The sequence below is a fragment of the Aeromonas sp. 61P genome (genome assembly GCF_051919545.1).
In the GTDB taxonomy this organism is placed as follows: domain Bacteria; phylum Pseudomonadota; class Gammaproteobacteria; order Enterobacterales; family Aeromonadaceae; genus Aeromonas; species Aeromonas veronii.
This window is the reverse complement of sequence record NZ_JBQBEL010000001.1, coordinates 2,578,341-2,594,056: the sequence shown is the minus strand read 5'-3', so window position 1 is coordinate 2,594,056 and position 15,716 is coordinate 2,578,341. Positions and strand designations below refer to the sequence as shown.

Below are 15,716 nucleotides of genomic sequence, written 5' to 3'. Positions count from 1 at the left end.
AGGGAATGTTACTCAGAGATGATCACCTCATGGATATCCTCACCCACGGCCCGCAGCTCGGGCCGGTACATATCCTCCACCTGGGTCGGCGGCACCTGATAGCGACCCGGCGTCACCGCCCGCATCAGGTAGACCAGTTGCTGGTTGCTCCCCTCGCTCAGATCCAGCGCTGCCGTGTAGCGGTCATCGCGAAACTCCTGATGCTTGAGATAATCGTTCCACTCGCTCTGCCACGCCGGTTTCCCCTCAATGGAGAGCTCTTCCAGCTTGATGCTGTTGCCAAGGGCCGGGTTCTCCAGCTCGAAGCCGGCGGGCACCATCTCCACCAGCAGGGCATCGGGCACCGCCGATTCACTGCTGACATTGAGCCGCACCACCACCAGATCGCCCACCTTCACCTTGGCGGGATCAAACGGTTGACCATCGCTGTTGAACCAGCTGCGGGTCACGCTCATCCCCTTGCTGATCCGTGCCGGAGCCTGTTCGGGGTAACCGACCAGAGTGCGCTGCACATAGAGGGATCCCTTGCCCTCGTTGGTGACGGTGCTCGCCGCCAGCGCCTCGGGGGCGCCCTGCTGCAGCGGAGCCGAACCGCTCAGGGATCCACTGCCAAGAGAGGAAGTTACCTTGGCCTGCCAGTCAGCGGCCGGATCGAAGCGGGCGAGTCGCAGCAGGGCGAGCCGCTCCTGAGTGCTGAGCCACTGACGATGGGCCAGGGTATCTGCCACCTTGGCACTGAGGGCTGACCAGCGCTCCACAGCCAGCTTGTGCTGGCGTAGCAAGGAGAGCTCAAGGGCTTCATCGCGCAGCGGCGAGCCGTAATCACCCAGATAGTCATCACCGCGCTCGGTCGCCAATGCCCGACTGAGGGCCCTGGCGGCGTTCTGCTCATCCCCCATGGCCGAGAGGGCCAGCGAGAGGTGGATTAGCGGCAAACCGGAACGGGCGTGATCGGCCTGCTGCTCCCAGACAAGGCGCAGGGTAGCGAGCGGCGCCTTGCCCACCCGGGCCAACACATAGGCACTGTAAGCCTGATACGCAAGTCGGCTGTGCTCGGGGGCACTGCTCCAGCGCTCGCCATACTGGCTGTCGGTGAGATAGCTTTGCAGCCGGTTCAGCGCCTGATTGAGCATCGCCTCCGGCACTGCGTCGCCCGCCTCCTTGCGCGCCAGCAGGTAGTCGGCGGCATAGGCGGTGAGCCACTGCTCCTCGTCGGAGCGACCATCCCAGAGGCCAAAGCCGCCGCTGGGCAGTTGCAACCGCTGCAACCGTTGCAGCAGGGCGCGTTGCACATCCGCCTCACTCGCCGCTTTCTTGCCCGCTGCGAGTTTGCGCCAGACGGCCCGCTCATCGGCCGTGGTCAGCAAGTAAGGCCAGGCACGGGACAGGGTCTGCTCCAGACAGGCGTAGGGGTAGTCAGCCAGCGCCTGCCACTGGGCTGCCGGATCCCAAGGGGGGGTGCCGGAGAGGCTGAGCAGCCCCTGCAGGTTGGCGCGATCCAGCCCGGTCAGCTCAGCTGGCGCAAAGCTCATCTGCTGGCCGGGAGCCAGCATCTGGTAGCGCTGGCGAGTCTCGGCCGGCCAAGGGGAGCGCAGCGGCAAAGTCCAGTCGCGGCTGATGGCAAAATCCTTGCCGCTGGCCGCCAACTGCAGGCTTGCCACGCCGCTTGCCCCGGTCACGGTGAGCGGCAGGGTCAGCCACTGCTCCTCGCCATTTTTAAGGGCCAGGGTGCGGGGTAGCTCGCCGTTTGCCTTGAGCCCACCATTGAGGGTCCAGACAAGGGAGAGGGTCTGCTCCTCGCCGCTCATGTTGCGCAGCTGCACCAGCGCACGGGTCGCATCCCCTCTCGCGCCAAAGCGCGGCCAGCCAATCTCGGCCACCAAGGGCGCCACCACCTTGACGGCGCGCTCGGCCTCGCCGACTTGCTGTTCGTTCCAGGCCAGCGCCATCAGTGCCAGTTCGCCGTTGAAGTTGGGCAAATCGAGCGGGATCACTGCCTTGCCCTGCTGGTCAAAACTCACCTCGCCGCTCCACAGTACGGCTATCTCGACCCGGCTCTCCAGCGCGCCACCCTTTTTCAGCGGCGCCCGATCGCCCCCGTAGTTGAGGCGGGCCAGCTTGCCATCCTGCGGCGGGATCACCTGGCCGTAGTTGTCGAACAAATCTTGGGCGAAGCGCTTGCGACCAAAGAAGATCTCGAACGGGTCGAGAGGCTGGTAGTCGCTGATGTTGAGCACGCCCCGATCCACCGCCGCCAGCACCACCCGCCCTTGGCTATTGGGGGTGGAGGTTGCGGTCACTTCCAGCCGGGTAAGGGGCACCGCTTTATCAGGCGCGCTCAGGGTGAGCGGCAGACGGCGCGCTTCCCGATCCAGGGTGAGCGGCACCAACCCGACCGAGCGCAGGCTCTGCCCCTGCTGCTTGCCAGCCGGTTTGGAGGCGCTGTCTGGCGCGGCGATCTGGGCCGAGATATGCAAGTCATGGCGCTGCCACTCGGGACTGACCGGGATCTCGAACTCGCCGCGGGTATCCTTGGCATCGCCACCGGCCCCCTTGAGCTCGATACGCTGCCACCAGCGCAGACCGTCGCCATCTTCCACCAGCAGCAACCCCTTGCCGGGACGCGGCGCCACCAGCGTCACTTTGGCCTTGTCGCCCGCCAGATAGGCGCGCTTGTCGAGGGTGATGGCAATCTTGTCAGGCCGCGCCTGCTCGCCACCGCCGCCCCAGGCGTAACTGCCGATCTCAACCCGCAGGCTGGATTGATGGCCCTGACTATTCTCCACTTCCAACCGATACCAGCCCGCCGCCAGTTGCAGCGTGAGCGGGGTCGGCCCCTTGCCATCCAGCTGCAGGGTCTGCTCCTGCTCCAGATAGGGCTGGCTGTTGAACTCGTACTTCCACCCCTCGCCATCGGCGTAATGCCAGTAGTAGTCGCGGTACTCGTTGATAAGGCGCACCTTCACCGCCCCCGCCACCGGCTGGCCTTGCTCATCGAGGTTGAGGATCTGGAAGGGGAGCGGCTTGCCCCCCTCTACCCGATCCGCCACGAAGTCGGCCTTGAGCGCCGGCCACTGGCTGCCCGCAGGCCAGCCATACTGGGTGCGGCTGCGATTGACGGCGCGACCGCCGGGCTCGGAGAGCGACACCCGATAGGCCACCTCCAGCGGCCCGAGGGCGCGCACTCCATCGAGCTCATCTTGCAGCGAAAAAGCCCCCTGCCCCTGCGCATCGAGGGTGAGACTGTGCGCCTCGAGATCCTTGGCCTGCTCGGCGAGCAGCACGTCACCCAGCGTGAACTCCTGCCACTGGGTAAAGGGCATGGTGGCGCGGCTGATTTTTACCTCCGCCTTCGCCTTGGTGGCGCTCGCAGGCGCACCGTAGAGATAGTCCCCTTGCAGCGGCAGGGTGAGGGAGGCGTCCAGATCCGTCACTTCACCATCCGGCCCCTTGCCAAGCTGCAGTTTGAGCCGCTCCGGCAAAAACTCCTCCACCAAAAAGGGCCACTCGAAACGACTACCAGCGGCGGTCTTGAGGTTAATGGTCCAGCGCCCGAGCGGCGCATCGTCCGGCAGGCGCAGACCGTAGTGGGCCGCGCCAAGATTGTCCGGTAGCAGCCGCTTTTGTTCGAGCAGCTGACCATCCGGCTGTTTCACCTCCAGCTCCACTGCCATACCGGGCAACAGCTGGCCATCTTGGCCCTTGAGCAGGATCTCGCTGTCGAGCCGCTCGCCGGGACGATAGAGATCGCGCCCGCTGAACAGATAGAGCTGCTGGGCCTGCCAGGGCTGGGTGCCGAGATCGAAGGTGGAGAGATCGAGCGCAGCCCCATCGAGGCGCAGCACCGCCAGATGGTTGCCCTGTTCGGCCAGCAGCAAGCGAGCCCCCTGCACCTGATCAAAGCGGCGATGGCCCTGCGGATCAGTGGTTTGCACCTGCAGCCGGTTGCCCTTCTCGTCGAGCAGGGAGAGCTGCACATCCTTGAGCGGGTCGGCGCTGGCCAGGGAGCTCACGAACACCTCCAGCTGATCGCGGTAACGGCGGGCACTGAGCCCCATGTCGCTCACCGCGAAATAGGTGGTCTCCTTGCGCCAGTCGTAGTTGCCAAGGGGCGACATCACCGCAAAGTAGACGCCAGCCTCCGCCAGCTGCGGCTCCTTCACATTGATAAGGCGGGTCTCGCGCCGGTTGGCATCGAGCTCCAGCGCATAGCGGCCGCTGAACACCCGCTTGGCCCGCTTGGTGATCTGTTCAAGCTCCCAGTTGCCCATGCCGGAACCGGGGCGATACTCGGCCAGGAAACGGGGCAGGTATTCGGCATCGACCCGAAAGAAGTCGATATTGACCTCATCCACATTGACCGCGCTGATGGGCAGGCGCAGCTCTTGGCGCAGCGGCAATACCATGCCGCTGGCGGTAAAGGAGGCCCCCGCCTCCAGCGGGCGGGTCTTGAGGGTCCAGCTCTGGGGGGATGGGCCCAGTCCCGCCTTGAGGCTCACCTCATAGCTTTTATCGGGCTGCACATTTGGGAAATAGAGGGTGCGACCATCGTCGGCCAGGATCCACTCCCCCTGCAGCTGCTTGCCCCCCTCGCTGACCGAAAGCCAGCTCTGCCAGTTTACCTTGGGCGCAAGGGGGCCGGAGAAAACCAGCGCCAGCGCCGGGGCATCGCGATATTGGCGGGCATTTGCCTGCACTACAGAAGTTGGCGCCCCGGCCTCCTGCTGCGCTGTGGATTCTGTGGTCGGTACTTGGCTGGTGGGCTTGTCAGGGCCGCAGCCAGACAGCAAACCGACTACCCCGCAAAGCAGCAGGGTTGACCAGCGGCGGCGCAGAGCGCCGGTTTCAGCGGTAGAGCGGTGAAAAGCAGAGGGAGAGTCGAAGAGGCGCATAGGTTCCATCCCGAGTTGGAGCGCTGCAAACGCAGCGTGGCTGGAAACAGGATAAGGCATCCTGCTCACCCGACACAAAGCTCATTACCCGAATGGGCACAATTCCGCCCCCCTGCCGCACGAGAACCCCCTTGCCCACTGATCCAGTGCGGCAAGGGTTGTCATCTAGTCGTGGCTGGTCTCGTTTTTTGCTCCGCCTTTGAACCAGCGAAACAGGATGGCCATGACGGCCGCCAGAAACAGCACCAGCGAGGTAATCAGCAGGGCCCGGGTCAACAGTTCGCTGTGGTGGAGGAAGAAGGGGGTATTCATCGCCAGCTTGCCCACCAAACTGAGGCAGAGCGCCCACATAAAGGCACTGGCAAAGCTGGCCACGCACATGCGCAGCACGCTCAAGCGGCCAATCCCCATCAGCATGGGGGTCAGTACCCGCACGAACGGGATAAAACGGGAGGAGAACATCGCCAGAAAACCGTACTTTTTCAGCAGCCGGGTCGCCTTGGGCAGGCTGTCGGGAGGCAACATCCGTTCGATATGATCCATAAAGCGGGTGCGCTGCAGGGCCCGTCCCTGCCAGTAGGCGAGCACAGAACCTATGCCAGCAGCCAACGGCAGATAAATAAGTGTTACTTCAGGGCCAAACACACCCATGCCAACCAACCCACCGGCCAGCAGTACCAGGCTGTCCCCCGGCAGGGGCAGGAAGACGAATGCGGACTCCAGCAGCAGTACCAGCATCAGGCAACTGATCAGCAGGGGTACCGCCTGCATCTGAACCAGGGCGTCAAAATCCTGATGCCAAATGGCCATCAGCATATCCAGCATGTCACTCTCCCTACTACACGGTTCATCATGAACGAGGCAGGGGTTATAGCACCCATCCCCTGAACAAAACGTTAATTTTGTCCGGGTGTGTCTGTCGGGGTCAAACATGGTGATGCTCCTGCCGACGCGCACAAAGCCCCCTGGCTCCAATCTTGCCGATGTCTAGTCCTGAAATAGGTTTACACATTTTCAACTAGCATTTCTCTACTCAGACCCCCCGATGTACCGCATCGGGGGGTCTGTATTTCAACGCATGATGCGGCCGCTCCGCGTTGTAAATATCCACTGCTTCACGCACCATTTCCCGCGCTTGCGTTAAATCTTGCGGGCTTTGCAACAATAACTCTCCTTTCAAAATCCCGTTCACCCGCTCCGCCAACGCATTCTGGTAACAGTCATACCCATCCGTCATCGAGCATTTCACCCCGTACCGTTCATGTAGTGACTGATACAGCCCAGAACAATACTGCACGCCGCGGTCCGAGTGATGGATGAGTTCACCGCTGCCACGTCGTTGCTTCAGTGCTTTCTTGAACGCCATCGCCACCGATTCGGCGTGCATCCCTTCGTGTACGTGATGGCCCACTATCTTGCGTGAGTAGGCATCCGTCACCAGGCTCAGGTACAGTGGCCCGCTCCTGGCTGGCAGATAGGTGATATCTGCGACCCAGACCTGCTCCGGGGCCACCGGTGTGACCTGCTCTGGCCCCGCCTTGAGCAAGTTGGGATGACGGTAGAAACGGTGAAAACTGTGAGTGGTCTTGTGATACGCCCGTCTGGGCTGCACCAGCAGGCGGTGCTCGGCCAATATCTGAAACAGCCTGTCCCGCCCGACCTTGAGCCCGTCATCATCCTGACCCTGCAGCAGATAATGCAGCTTGCGAGTGCCCACCCGAGGTTGTCGCAGTCGAACCTGACGCACAAAGCGCACCACCTGCAATCCCTGAGCATGGCGCTCGTCGGCGACCCGATTGCGCTTGTAGTAAGCCTGCCGGCTTATCCCCAGAAACAGGCAAGCCCTGTCTAGTCCTGAAATAGGTTTACACATTTTCGGCTAGCTTTGCTCCACTCAGAACCCCCTATGTACCGCATCGGGGGTTCTGTATTTCAACGCATGATGCGGCCGCTCCGCGTTGTAAATATCCACTGCTTCACGCACCATTTCCCGCGCTTGCGTCAAATCCTGCGGGCTTTGCAACAATAACTCTCCTTTCAAAATCCCGTTCACCCGCTCCGCCAACGCATTCTGGTAGCAGTCATACCCATCCGTCATCGAGCATTTCACCCCGTACCGTTCATGTAATGACTGATACAGCCCAGAGCAATACTGCACGCCGCGGTCAGAGTGATGGATGAGTTCACCGCCGCCACGTCGTTGCTTCAGTGCTTTCTTGAACGCCATCGCCACCGATTCGGCGTGCATCCCTTCGTGCACGTGATGGCCCACTATCTTGCGTGAGTAGGCATCCGTCACCAGGCTCAGGTACAGCGGCCCGCTTCTGGCTGGCAGATAGGTGATATCAGCGACCCAGACCTGCTCCGGGGCCACCGGTGTGACCTGCTCTGGCCCCGCCTTGAGCAAGTTGGGATGACGGTAGAAACGGTGAAAACTGTGGGTGGTCTTGTGATACGCCCGCCTGGGCTGCACCAGCAGGCGGTGCTCGGCCAATATCTGAAACAGCCTGTCCCGCCCGACCTTGAGCCCGCCATCATCCTGACCCTGCAGCAGATAATGCAGCTTGCGAGTGCCCACCCGCGGTTGTCGCAGTCGAACCTGACGCACAAAACGCACCACTTGCAATCCCTGTGCATGGCGCTCGTCGGCGACCCGATTGCGCTTGTAGTAAGCCTGCCGGCTTATCCCCAGAAACAGGCAAGCCCTGACAATGGTCAGCCTCTCGACTTGCCGCTGCGAGAGGACTTGCCGGGTCGCTTTTTTACGATGGAGACGCCGTAGTCATTCTTCAGTACATCGACGACGGCCTCAAAGAACTGGGCCTTCTGACTCATCAACGCCAGCTGTTGCTCAAGTTCCTTGATGCGCTGTTCGGGCGTCTGATTGTCGTGGTCAGGCATGGTGATGCTCCTGCCGGCACGCACAGAAGCCCCCTGGCTCCAATCTTGCCGACCATGTTTACGCAACCATACCAGAACGGTGGAGCGGCCCTGAATGCCATAACGCACCTGAGCCTGTTTGTAGGTGAGCTCGCCTTTTTCAATCTGCTCGACCAGCGCCAGTTTAAAAGTCAGCGAGTAATCGCGCTGTGTCCGTTTCACACCTTGTCCCATCGGGCTCTCCATTTATTGGGGGGAAAGGTGTAAACCATATTCAGGACGGGACATGGCGATCAAAAAAGCCCGTCACCAAGGTGACGGGCTTTTTCATGGCATAGAGCCAGAGCACAAGGCAATGCGATTACAGCACCTTGGCGATCGCCTCGCACAGGGGATCGATGTTGGCGCGGGTGATCCCGGCCACGCTGATCCGGCCTGAGCCGACGATGTAGATGGCAAATTCGCTCTTGAGGCGCTCCACCTGCTCCTTGGTGAGGCCGGAGAAGGAGAACATGCCGTTCTGCTCGCGGATAAAGCTGAAATCCTGGCTCACGCCGAGGGCAGCCAGCTTCTCTACCAGCAGTTCGCGCATCTCGCGAATACGCACCCGCATGGCAGCAACTTCTTCGACCCACTCGGCATAGAGAGCCGGATCGCTCACCACGGCGGTGACCACGGCGGCACCGTGTGACGGCGGGTTGGAGTAGTTGGCACGAATGACGGTCTTGACCTGGGTGAAGGCCACATCGGCGATCTCTTTGGTCGCGCTCACCAGCGTGAAGGCGCCGACCCGCTCGTTGTAGAGGCCGAAGTTCTTGGAGAAAGAGCTCGCCACCAGCAGCTCGTCATGGCACTCGGCGAAGATGCGCAGGCCTTCGGCATCCTCTTCGATACCACGGGCAAAACCCTGATAGGCGAAGTCAAACAGCGGCAACCAGCCGGCAGCAGCACTCTGCTTGGCCAGCGCGCGCCACTGATCGCTAGTGGGGTCGATACCGGTCGGGTTGTGGCAGCAACCGTGCAGCAGCACCAGCTCACCCGGCTGCACTTCGGCCAGCGAAGCCTGCATGGCGGCAAAGTCGAGTCCCTTGGTGGCGGCGTCGTAGTACTTGTACCACTTGACGGTCAGGCCCGCGGCCTGGAATACGCTGACGTGGTTGGCCCAGGTGGGATCAGAGATCCAGATGGTCTTGGCCAGACCGTTGCGCACCACGAATTCGGCCGCGATACGCAGGGCACCGGTACCGCCCGGCGCTTGCGCGGTCTTGGCGCGGCCACTGGCAACCAGCGCAGAGTGCTGCCCGAACAGCAGTTGCTGCACGATGCGGCCATATTCGATATTGCCTTCAATACCGAGGTAGTTCTTGGTCTTCTCGTCGGTCAGCAGCTTCTGCTCGGCTTTCTTGACACAGTGAAGAATGGGGGTGGCACCGGACTCGTCCTTGTAGATCCCTACGCCCAGATTGATCTTGTGGCTGCGAGAGTCAGCGCGGAAGGCTTGGTCAGGCCCAGGATCGGATCCGCTGGGGCGGCAACAACCTTTTCAAACATGGTATTCCCTGTATTCCGTTGAGTTCGTTAGGTGGCAAAGCGGCTTGATAAACAAAAGCGCTCATCTGGCGAGCGCTTCGTCAACTCTTTATATCACCGCGTTCAATGAGGGAAAACCGCTTTTTGGCTCGCTTTCAGGCCAATTTCAACCAACGGCATGCCACGCTGGTGCCAGCGCGCATACCTCGGCCGACAAGCCACCATTGGACTCAACCAAACCGCTACAAACTGCTAACAATGGCTTGGGGATCCGGCTCGGCTCCCAGGGCCGAGCCTCAGTCAAAGGCTGGGCATACGCGCTGAGGATGGGGGCCAGATCACGGGGCAACCACCAGCTGGCCGGACGACCCAAGCGCTGGGCCAGCGCCTGCAGCCTATCCACCCCGGCAGGGTCGAGGGCGGTGAGATGACTCCACAGCACATTGGGGGGCAAGGCGGCCACCACCTGCTGCAAGGCTAGAGGAGCCGATGGGGGGGCCCACACCAGCAAGGTGCCGGGTTCAAGAGGCAGCTCGGCAAAGGCGCCAACGCTGTCTGTGGTGATCACCCGCTCGATACTCCCCTCCCCCCACAGGATCTTGCCAAGACGCGCCAGGGTGCGCTCGGGCAGCGCCACCTCCCCCAGCGCCTGCAACCAGGGGGCTGCGTCGATCAGGGTGCCGCCGCTGAAAAAGAGGCTGAACGGCTGGGCGGCGCGCAAGCGCAACAGCTGATCGGCACAGAGCCGGATCCCCTTGTCCTCGAAATCAATCTGCTCGTTGGGGGTGAAGTTCACCTCTGACTTGCGATAGAGCGCCGCCAGCACCCGTTCGTTGACCAGCTCCCCCAATTGCCAGCCCTGAGCATGCAACCACTCCTCGGGCTCGGGGGGGGCAGTTGCGATCTCGGCCAGCATCAGCTCGCGGGTGAGATAGCGCCGTCCGGCCGGGGTGAGCTCATAGCTGTGGCTGCCATGGGCGAGCAGCAGCTGGTTATCCTTGAGCAGGCCCACCAGCGGTTGCCACTGGCGGCCACGGATCACCACAGGTGAGTGGCTCAGCAACTGCTGCGCCAGCGCCCGCCATTCGGGGTGACTAAAGTCGATCAATTACAATCCATCCCTGTCAGTGCTCAATCGGATAAACAAACAGCCTGAAAAGGTACCGTTACAGACCGATGACGCCAAGCCTCCCGCGCCAATTACGTGACCTCGCTCCCTGCAATATTCCCCAAACAGAAGAGCCCACCGTGGGGTGGGCTCTTTCTTGGATAACACTCGACGCTTATTCGACGTTGAGACGCAACTCAGCATCGTGCCAACCCAGTGGCAGGGTCAGCAACTGATCGATCAGCTCCCGGCGATCGGATTTCTCCAGATAGGCGAGATAGAGGGGACGGCTCAGCGGCTGGCCCCCCTCCACCAGATGGAGCGCCCCCTTCTCGAGGAAGGGGCTAACCATCCGCCGTGGCAGGTAGGCAGCACCACCGTTGGCCAGCACGAACTGCAACGCCATGCTGGCGGAGCTGGAGTGCAGCACCGGGGTCTTTTGCAGGCTCTGCAAGCGGCTGGGTTGCGGCTCGAAGCTGGTGCCCCAGTCGAGGTGGATGTGCGGCATCTGCATCAGGTTGTCGGCATTGGCGGCCGGATCCCGGCTCACCAGCTCGAACACCAGCTCACCGATGGGATGCAGGGCAATCTCGTCGATCTTGGTGGGCTCGGAGAGCAGGGCCAGATCGAGGGAGCGCTCCAGCAACTGGCGGCAGAGGTGCTCGCGGGAGGCTGTTTCCAGCCGCACCGCCAAACCGGGCGCCAATGCATAGATGTGATTGAGCCAGTCGTTGAAATCGAGCTCCCAGAACACCGCAGGCGCGCCGATGGCCAACTGCTGGCTGAATCCTGGCGAGAGCGCCACATCCTGCTTGGCACGACCAAGGGTGTGCAAGATGGCGTCTGCGTATGGCAGCAGACGCTCACCGGAGGCGGTCAGGCGGATGTTGTTACGATGACGTGCAAACAGACTGACACCCAGTTGCTGCTCTAGCTGGCGGATCCGGAAACTCACCGCCGACTGGGTCAGGTAGAGATTTTCAGCAGCCCGGCCAAAATGCCGGGTCTTGCTCACCTCGATAAAGGTCCGAAGCAGCTCGGTATCCATTAATCGATGGACTCGTCACTGCCACCGCCGCTGCCACCACCGACATCAAAGCTGCCGCCACCGCTGCTCTCTTCGCTGGCACCACCAACAACGGTGCAGAGGCGATGAACGCGCTTGGGACCAATCACCTTGAGGTACTTGAACCACACCTTGGCATGGGGGTTGGCACCGGCTTCGCCGGATTTGACCTGCTCGACGAAGGCTGACTCGACATCATCACGGGGTGCAAGGTTGCCCTGGTAGAGTGCCAGCATGGCGGTACCATACTTTTCCAGACTGTCCGCTTCGGCCACAGTGAATTCACCACTGCGACGCAGGCCACGGGGAAAATGTTTGAAGTCGTTGAAACGCTTGTCTGATTCGAAGCTCATAGTGCTCTTTTTTCTGGTTAGTTTGACCTTTGCGGGCAAGTATCATCAGGCCATCGCCGAGTGCAAAATCAATTTTCTCACTATGTTAATAAATATCTTTTATCGAAGTCACTTTGCCCCATCGCTGACGCTGATTTTGTGGCATAACACACAAAAAACGTTGATAAATAATAAACTTATGTAAACGTGCAGCCTATTTGCACGTCACTTTTTGGACTGTGCAGGCAAAAACAAAGCGCCATACGGCGCTTTATTTATCACATCAGGTGAACCAGCTGAACCTTTGGTTCAAACATGCTTACTCAATCATGGCCGGTTGGGCCAGGTTGTCGGCACGCCACAGACGGTAGCGCACTTCATACTCCTGCGGCACGTAAATCACGAACGGCAGTTTTGAGTTGTAGTTCACGAAGAAGCCCTGACCGTAGATCTGGACGAAGGTCTCTTTCTGCTGGTTATCAGGGCACATCATCAGGGTGCTGATGGGGTCGGAGACTTTGCCCAGTTTCAGGTAGTTGTAGCCCCAGCCTTTAACGCTGTGCTGTTCCAGGTTGCCTGCAAAACGCGGTACGTTGCAATCAACCATCATCTTTTTGCCGACCTGCAGCTCGACCATCATGTCGGCTTCTTTCTCGACTTCAGGCAGGCGGATCACCACACGTTCCTGATTCACGTCAGCGGCTGGGAACATGCTGATATCAAATTTTTTCGGCTCGGCGGCGAAAGCATGGCCACCCAGCAACAAGGCGCCCAGCAGGCTAAAACGCAATACGGTTTTCATCTGTACCTCATGGGGTTGGTTCAACGCCGCTAGACTAACCGCTCTGCCGATTTCATGCCAGCGATCTGCTACGTAAAAACTGCGTAAAATGATGCAGATCCGGCACACCATGACGTGATCTGGCTATTTTCTGACAGGGCGCACACTCCCGTTACGGGAACCTGAAACAAAAAGCGAGGCCAATTAGCCTCGCTTTGCATTCAAATGGCGCCAGAGTGCTATTTGGCCGCCTCTTGATGGGCCTTGATGACGGCCACCGCCTTGTCGGGGAAGTCGCTGAACACCCCGTCCACATCGGCTTGATAGAGGAAGATGTTAAGGAGATCGGTGAAGTCCTTGGCATAGGCCGGGATCTGTCCCTCATCCTGACGGAAGGTATAGGGGTGAACTTTCAGGCCCGCCGCGTGGGCTTCTTTTACCATGCTGGTGAAGACCGGCTTGCCCAAAGTGCCCGGCTCGGTGACGATCATCGGTTTCCACGGGCCAATCCCTTCGGCATAGCTGGCGATGGTTTTTATCGCTCCCGGCTTGAACATCCAGTCATAGTTGTAGGGGGTCGCCTTACCCTTGGCGTCGTAGACCATGGTCTCGTTCCAGTCGGTCTCGGCCATCAGTTGCACCAGTTTCAGATCCATACCCATGGCGGGCATCAGCTCGCTGTTGATGCGCTTGAGTTCATCGGCATCGAAGCACTGCAGATAGACCTTGTCATCCTTCCCGGTATAGCCGTACTCCTTGAGCACCTTCAGCACCGCCTTGGAGATATCCTTGCCTTCGTGACGGAACAGCCAGGGCGCTTTGATCTCCGGATAGATGCCGATGTTCTTGCCGGTGCTCTTGTTGAGCCCCTGGATCATCTCGATCTCCTCCTGGAAGGTGTGGATCTTGAAGTCTGACTTCCAGAGCGGGAAGCGGGCCGGATAGACCGGCACCTGCTTGCCATCCACCAGCTGGAACGGTTCGGTCATACGCAGGGAACGCACCTCATCTAGGGTGAAATCCACCACATAGTAACGGCCGTCCGGACGGGCACGGCCGGGGAAGCGCGCCGCCACATCGGTGATACCATCGAGGAAGTGATCGTGCATCACCACCAGCTGATCATCCTTGGTCATCACCAGATCCTGCTCCAGATAGTCAGCCCCCATGCCATAGGCCAGCGCCTTGGACTCCAGGGTATGCTCGGGCAGGTAGCCGGAAGCGCCACGGTGGGCGATCACCACCTTGCCTTCATCGGCAGCCAACACGGGTAATGAGAGGGATGCCCCAAGGCTCAAGGCGATGAGGGAAACGGCGAGTTTTTTCATATGTGATGCTCTTTATTATTGTGTGTAGGTAATTGTTCTATCAGAGGTTTGTTGCATATTTACGGTGGAAAGCGGTGGGCAGCAGCGCACTGCCCACCGTCACTCATCAGCTCGCCTTGCGCAGAGCCTGATGGTATTGGTCGAGCCAGATCTGCAACATCTGCTGCTCTGACTCGTTCAGGCGCAGCCCCAGCTTGCTGCGGCGCCAGAGGATATCGTCCAGTGAACAGGCCCACTCCCGCTCGATGAGATAACGCACTTCCGACTCGTACAGGCCGCCACCGAAGTGAATGCCACGATCCTCTTTCAGCCAGAGACGGGCATGGGCGCCATAGGCCTCGGCAATGCGCAGGGCGCTGCGATCATCGAGCCAGTCAAACTCCAGCGCAAAGGCGCGGGCCAGCTCGCGTACCGAGCAGTCAAACTCGCCGCCGGGCAGACGACTGGTCGCAGTCCAATCATCCCCCATCTGGCTGAACCAGGGCTTGAGCTTGTTGCAGGCGGCCTGCGCCAGCTTGCGATAGGTGGTGAGCTTGCCGCCAAATACCGAGAGCAGCGGCGCACCGTCAGACTCGCCAGACAGTTCGAGGGTGTAGTCGCGGGTCACCGCCTGCGGCGAGTCTGACTCGTCGTCACAGAGCGGACGCACCCCGGCGTAAGTCCAGATCACATCTTTCGGCGCAATTTGGCGAGTGAAGTGAGCGTTGACCACCTTGCACAGGTAGGTAATTTCGGCCTCGCTGATCTTCGCTTCCCGCGGGCTGCCGTGGTGCTCCACATCGGTGGTGCCGATGAGTGAGTAGTCCTGCTGATAAGGGATGACGAAGACGATACGGTTGTCCTCGTTTTGCAGGATATAGGCCTCTTCGCGCTCATGGATGCGCGGCACTATCATGTGGCTGCCTTTAATAAGGCGAATGCCGCGGGGGGATTTCTCGTGCAGGCTCTCGTCATAGAAGGTCTTGACCCAGGGGCCCGCCGCATTGACCAGACCACGGCAGGTGACGGTGAACTGCTCGCCCCCTTCCCGCTCCAAAGTGAGCGTCCAGTGTTTGGAACCGCGCACCGCCTTGATGCAGCGGGTGCGGGTCTGCACGTCGGCCCCCTTGTCACGGGCCATCATGGCATTGAGCACCACTAACCGGGCGTCGTCGACCCAAGCATCGGAATATTCAAACCCCTTGTTGATCCCCGCGGTCAAGCCATCTTGCGGCAGGAAGCGCACGCCACAGCTCCCCTTTAGCTTGTCGCGCTTGGCCAGATTGTCATAGAGGAACAGACCGGCGCGGATCATCCAGGCCGGACGCAGGTGTGGACGGTGCGGCAGGCGAAAACGCATGGGACGAGCGATGTGAGGCGCCATACCGAGCAGCACCTCACGCTCCGCCAACGCCTCTTTCACCAGCCGGAATTCGTAATGTTCGAGATAGCGCAAACCGCCGTGGATCAGCTTGCTGGAGTTGGACGAGGTGGCAGAGGCGAGATCTTGCGCCTCAAACAGGGCAACCTTCAGACCCCGTCCTGCCGCATCGGCTGCGATGCCGACCCCGTTGATGCCGCCACCGACGACGACCAGATCATAATGTTCGCTCATGTTCACCTACTTTCATTTTTATGATTGCTATAACAGCAATGTTTGATTTCGCTCATTTTAGAACATGAAAATACAACAAACGAACATTTTATGATGAAAGTGTGATCGCCACAGCCCGCCAGAGGTGGCAAAGGGGACAGGTCAGCGGAGCAAATGGCGTCGGGCCAACATCGGCGGGTTAATAGCCAAAAAAACCAGATTGAAT

9 protein-coding genes and 2 pseudogenes are annotated in these 15,716 nt (G+C 60.3%); all 11 read right to left on the bottom strand.

What is annotated here, in order from left to right; all coding sequences use genetic code 11:
- Nucleotides 1–8 precede the first annotated feature (8 nt).
- The 11 genes and pseudogenes from ACTG2O_RS12385 to glpD all read right to left on the bottom strand — a co-directional run bounded on the left by ACTG2O_RS12385 (nt 9) and on the right by glpD (nt 15,511).
- Nucleotides 9–4,892 carry an alpha-2-macroglobulin family protein gene (locus ACTG2O_RS12385; RefSeq protein WP_439975883.1) on the bottom strand — a complete coding sequence of 1,628 codons (4,884 nt, stop codon included), beginning with the start codon at nt 4,890–4,892 and terminating at the stop codon, nt 9–11.
- 165 nt (nt 4,893–5,057) lie between these two features.
- Nucleotides 5,058–5,717, bottom strand: coding sequence for a DedA family protein (locus ACTG2O_RS12380; RefSeq protein ID WP_005333990.1), 660 nt, complete (start codon nt 5,715–5,717; stop codon nt 5,058–5,060).
- A 208-nt stretch (nt 5,718–5,925) separates the two neighbouring features.
- Nucleotides 5,926–6,738 (bottom strand): annotated as a pseudogene (locus ACTG2O_RS12375) (IS3 family transposase); the annotation flags it as partial.
- Nucleotides 6,739–6,786: 48 nt separating this feature from the next.
- Nucleotides 6,787–8,006, bottom strand: a protein-coding gene (locus ACTG2O_RS12370; RefSeq protein ID WP_439975195.1) for an IS3 family transposase whose coding sequence is annotated in 2 segments (ribosomal slippage) — nt 6,787–7,658 and nt 7,658–8,006 — 1,221 coding nt in all. Because the reading frame shifts where the segments join, the coding sequence is not laid out codon by codon here.
- Between the two features lie 127 nt (nt 8,007–8,133).
- A pseudogene (locus tag ACTG2O_RS12365) lies at nt 8,134–9,323 on the bottom strand (amino acid aminotransferase).
- 145 nt (nt 9,324–9,468) lie between these two features.
- A complete protein-coding gene (locus tag ACTG2O_RS12360; RefSeq protein WP_019446766.1) occupies nt 9,469–10,410 on the bottom strand; it encodes a hypothetical protein in 942 nt (313 codons plus the stop codon).
- A gap of 175 nt (nt 10,411–10,585) precedes the next feature.
- Nucleotides 10,586–11,458 carry an HTH-type transcriptional regulator HdfR gene (gene hdfR / locus ACTG2O_RS12355; RefSeq protein ID WP_005337525.1) on the bottom strand — a complete coding sequence of 291 codons (873 nt, stop codon included), beginning with the start codon at nt 11,456–11,458 and terminating at the stop codon, nt 10,586–10,588.
- Nucleotides 11,458–11,829, bottom strand: a complete 372-nt coding sequence (locus ACTG2O_RS12350) for a DUF413 domain-containing protein (RefSeq protein ID WP_005350885.1) — start codon at nt 11,827–11,829, stop codon at nt 11,458–11,460. Before ACTG2O_RS12350 ends, hdfR begins: the two co-directional genes overlap by 1 nt.
- A gap of 298 nt (nt 11,830–12,127) precedes the next feature.
- A complete protein-coding gene (gene eco, locus ACTG2O_RS12345; RefSeq protein ID WP_005337529.1) occupies nt 12,128–12,610 on the bottom strand; it encodes a serine protease inhibitor ecotin in 483 nt (160 codons plus the stop codon).
- A gap of 218 nt (nt 12,611–12,828) precedes the next feature.
- On the bottom strand, nt 12,829–13,917 hold the full coding sequence (gene glpQ / locus ACTG2O_RS12340) for a glycerophosphodiester phosphodiesterase (protein WP_439975881.1): 1,089 nt from the start codon (nt 13,915–13,917) through the stop codon (nt 12,829–12,831).
- A gap of 106 nt (nt 13,918–14,023) precedes the next feature.
- The gene (glpD, locus tag ACTG2O_RS12335; protein WP_005350869.1) at nt 14,024–15,511 is read right to left on the bottom strand and encodes a glycerol-3-phosphate dehydrogenase; all 1,488 of its coding nucleotides are present in this window, start codon (nt 15,509–15,511) and stop codon (nt 14,024–14,026) included.
- Nucleotides 15,512–15,716: the final 205 nt, after the last annotated feature.

Excerpts from the sequence above, each read along its gene's own strand:
- eco (WP_005337529.1), bottom strand. The coding sequence starts at position 12,610 with ATGAAAACCGTATTGCGTTTTAGCCTGCTGGGCGCCTTGTTGCTGGGT.
- hdfR (WP_005337525.1), bottom strand. The coding sequence starts at position 11,458 with ATGGATACCGAGCTGCTTCGGACCTTTATCGAGGTGAGCAAGACCCGG.
- glpQ (WP_439975881.1), bottom strand. The coding sequence starts at position 13,917 with ATGAAAAAACTCGCCGTTTCCCTCATCGCCTTGAGCCTTGGGGCATCC.
- ACTG2O_RS12380 (WP_005333990.1), bottom strand. The coding sequence starts at position 5,717 with ATGCTGGATATGCTGATGGCCATTTGGCATCAGGATTTTGACGCCCTG.
- ACTG2O_RS12350 (WP_005350885.1), bottom strand. The coding sequence starts at position 11,829 with ATGAGCTTCGAATCAGACAAGCGTTTCAACGACTTCAAACATTTTCCC.
- glpD (WP_005350869.1), bottom strand. The coding sequence starts at position 15,511 with ATGAGCGAACATTATGATCTGGTCGTCGTCGGTGGCGGCATCAACGGG.
- ACTG2O_RS12385 (WP_439975883.1), bottom strand. The coding sequence starts at position 4,892 with ATGCGCCTCTTCGACTCTCCCTCTGCTTTTCACCGCTCTACCGCTGAA.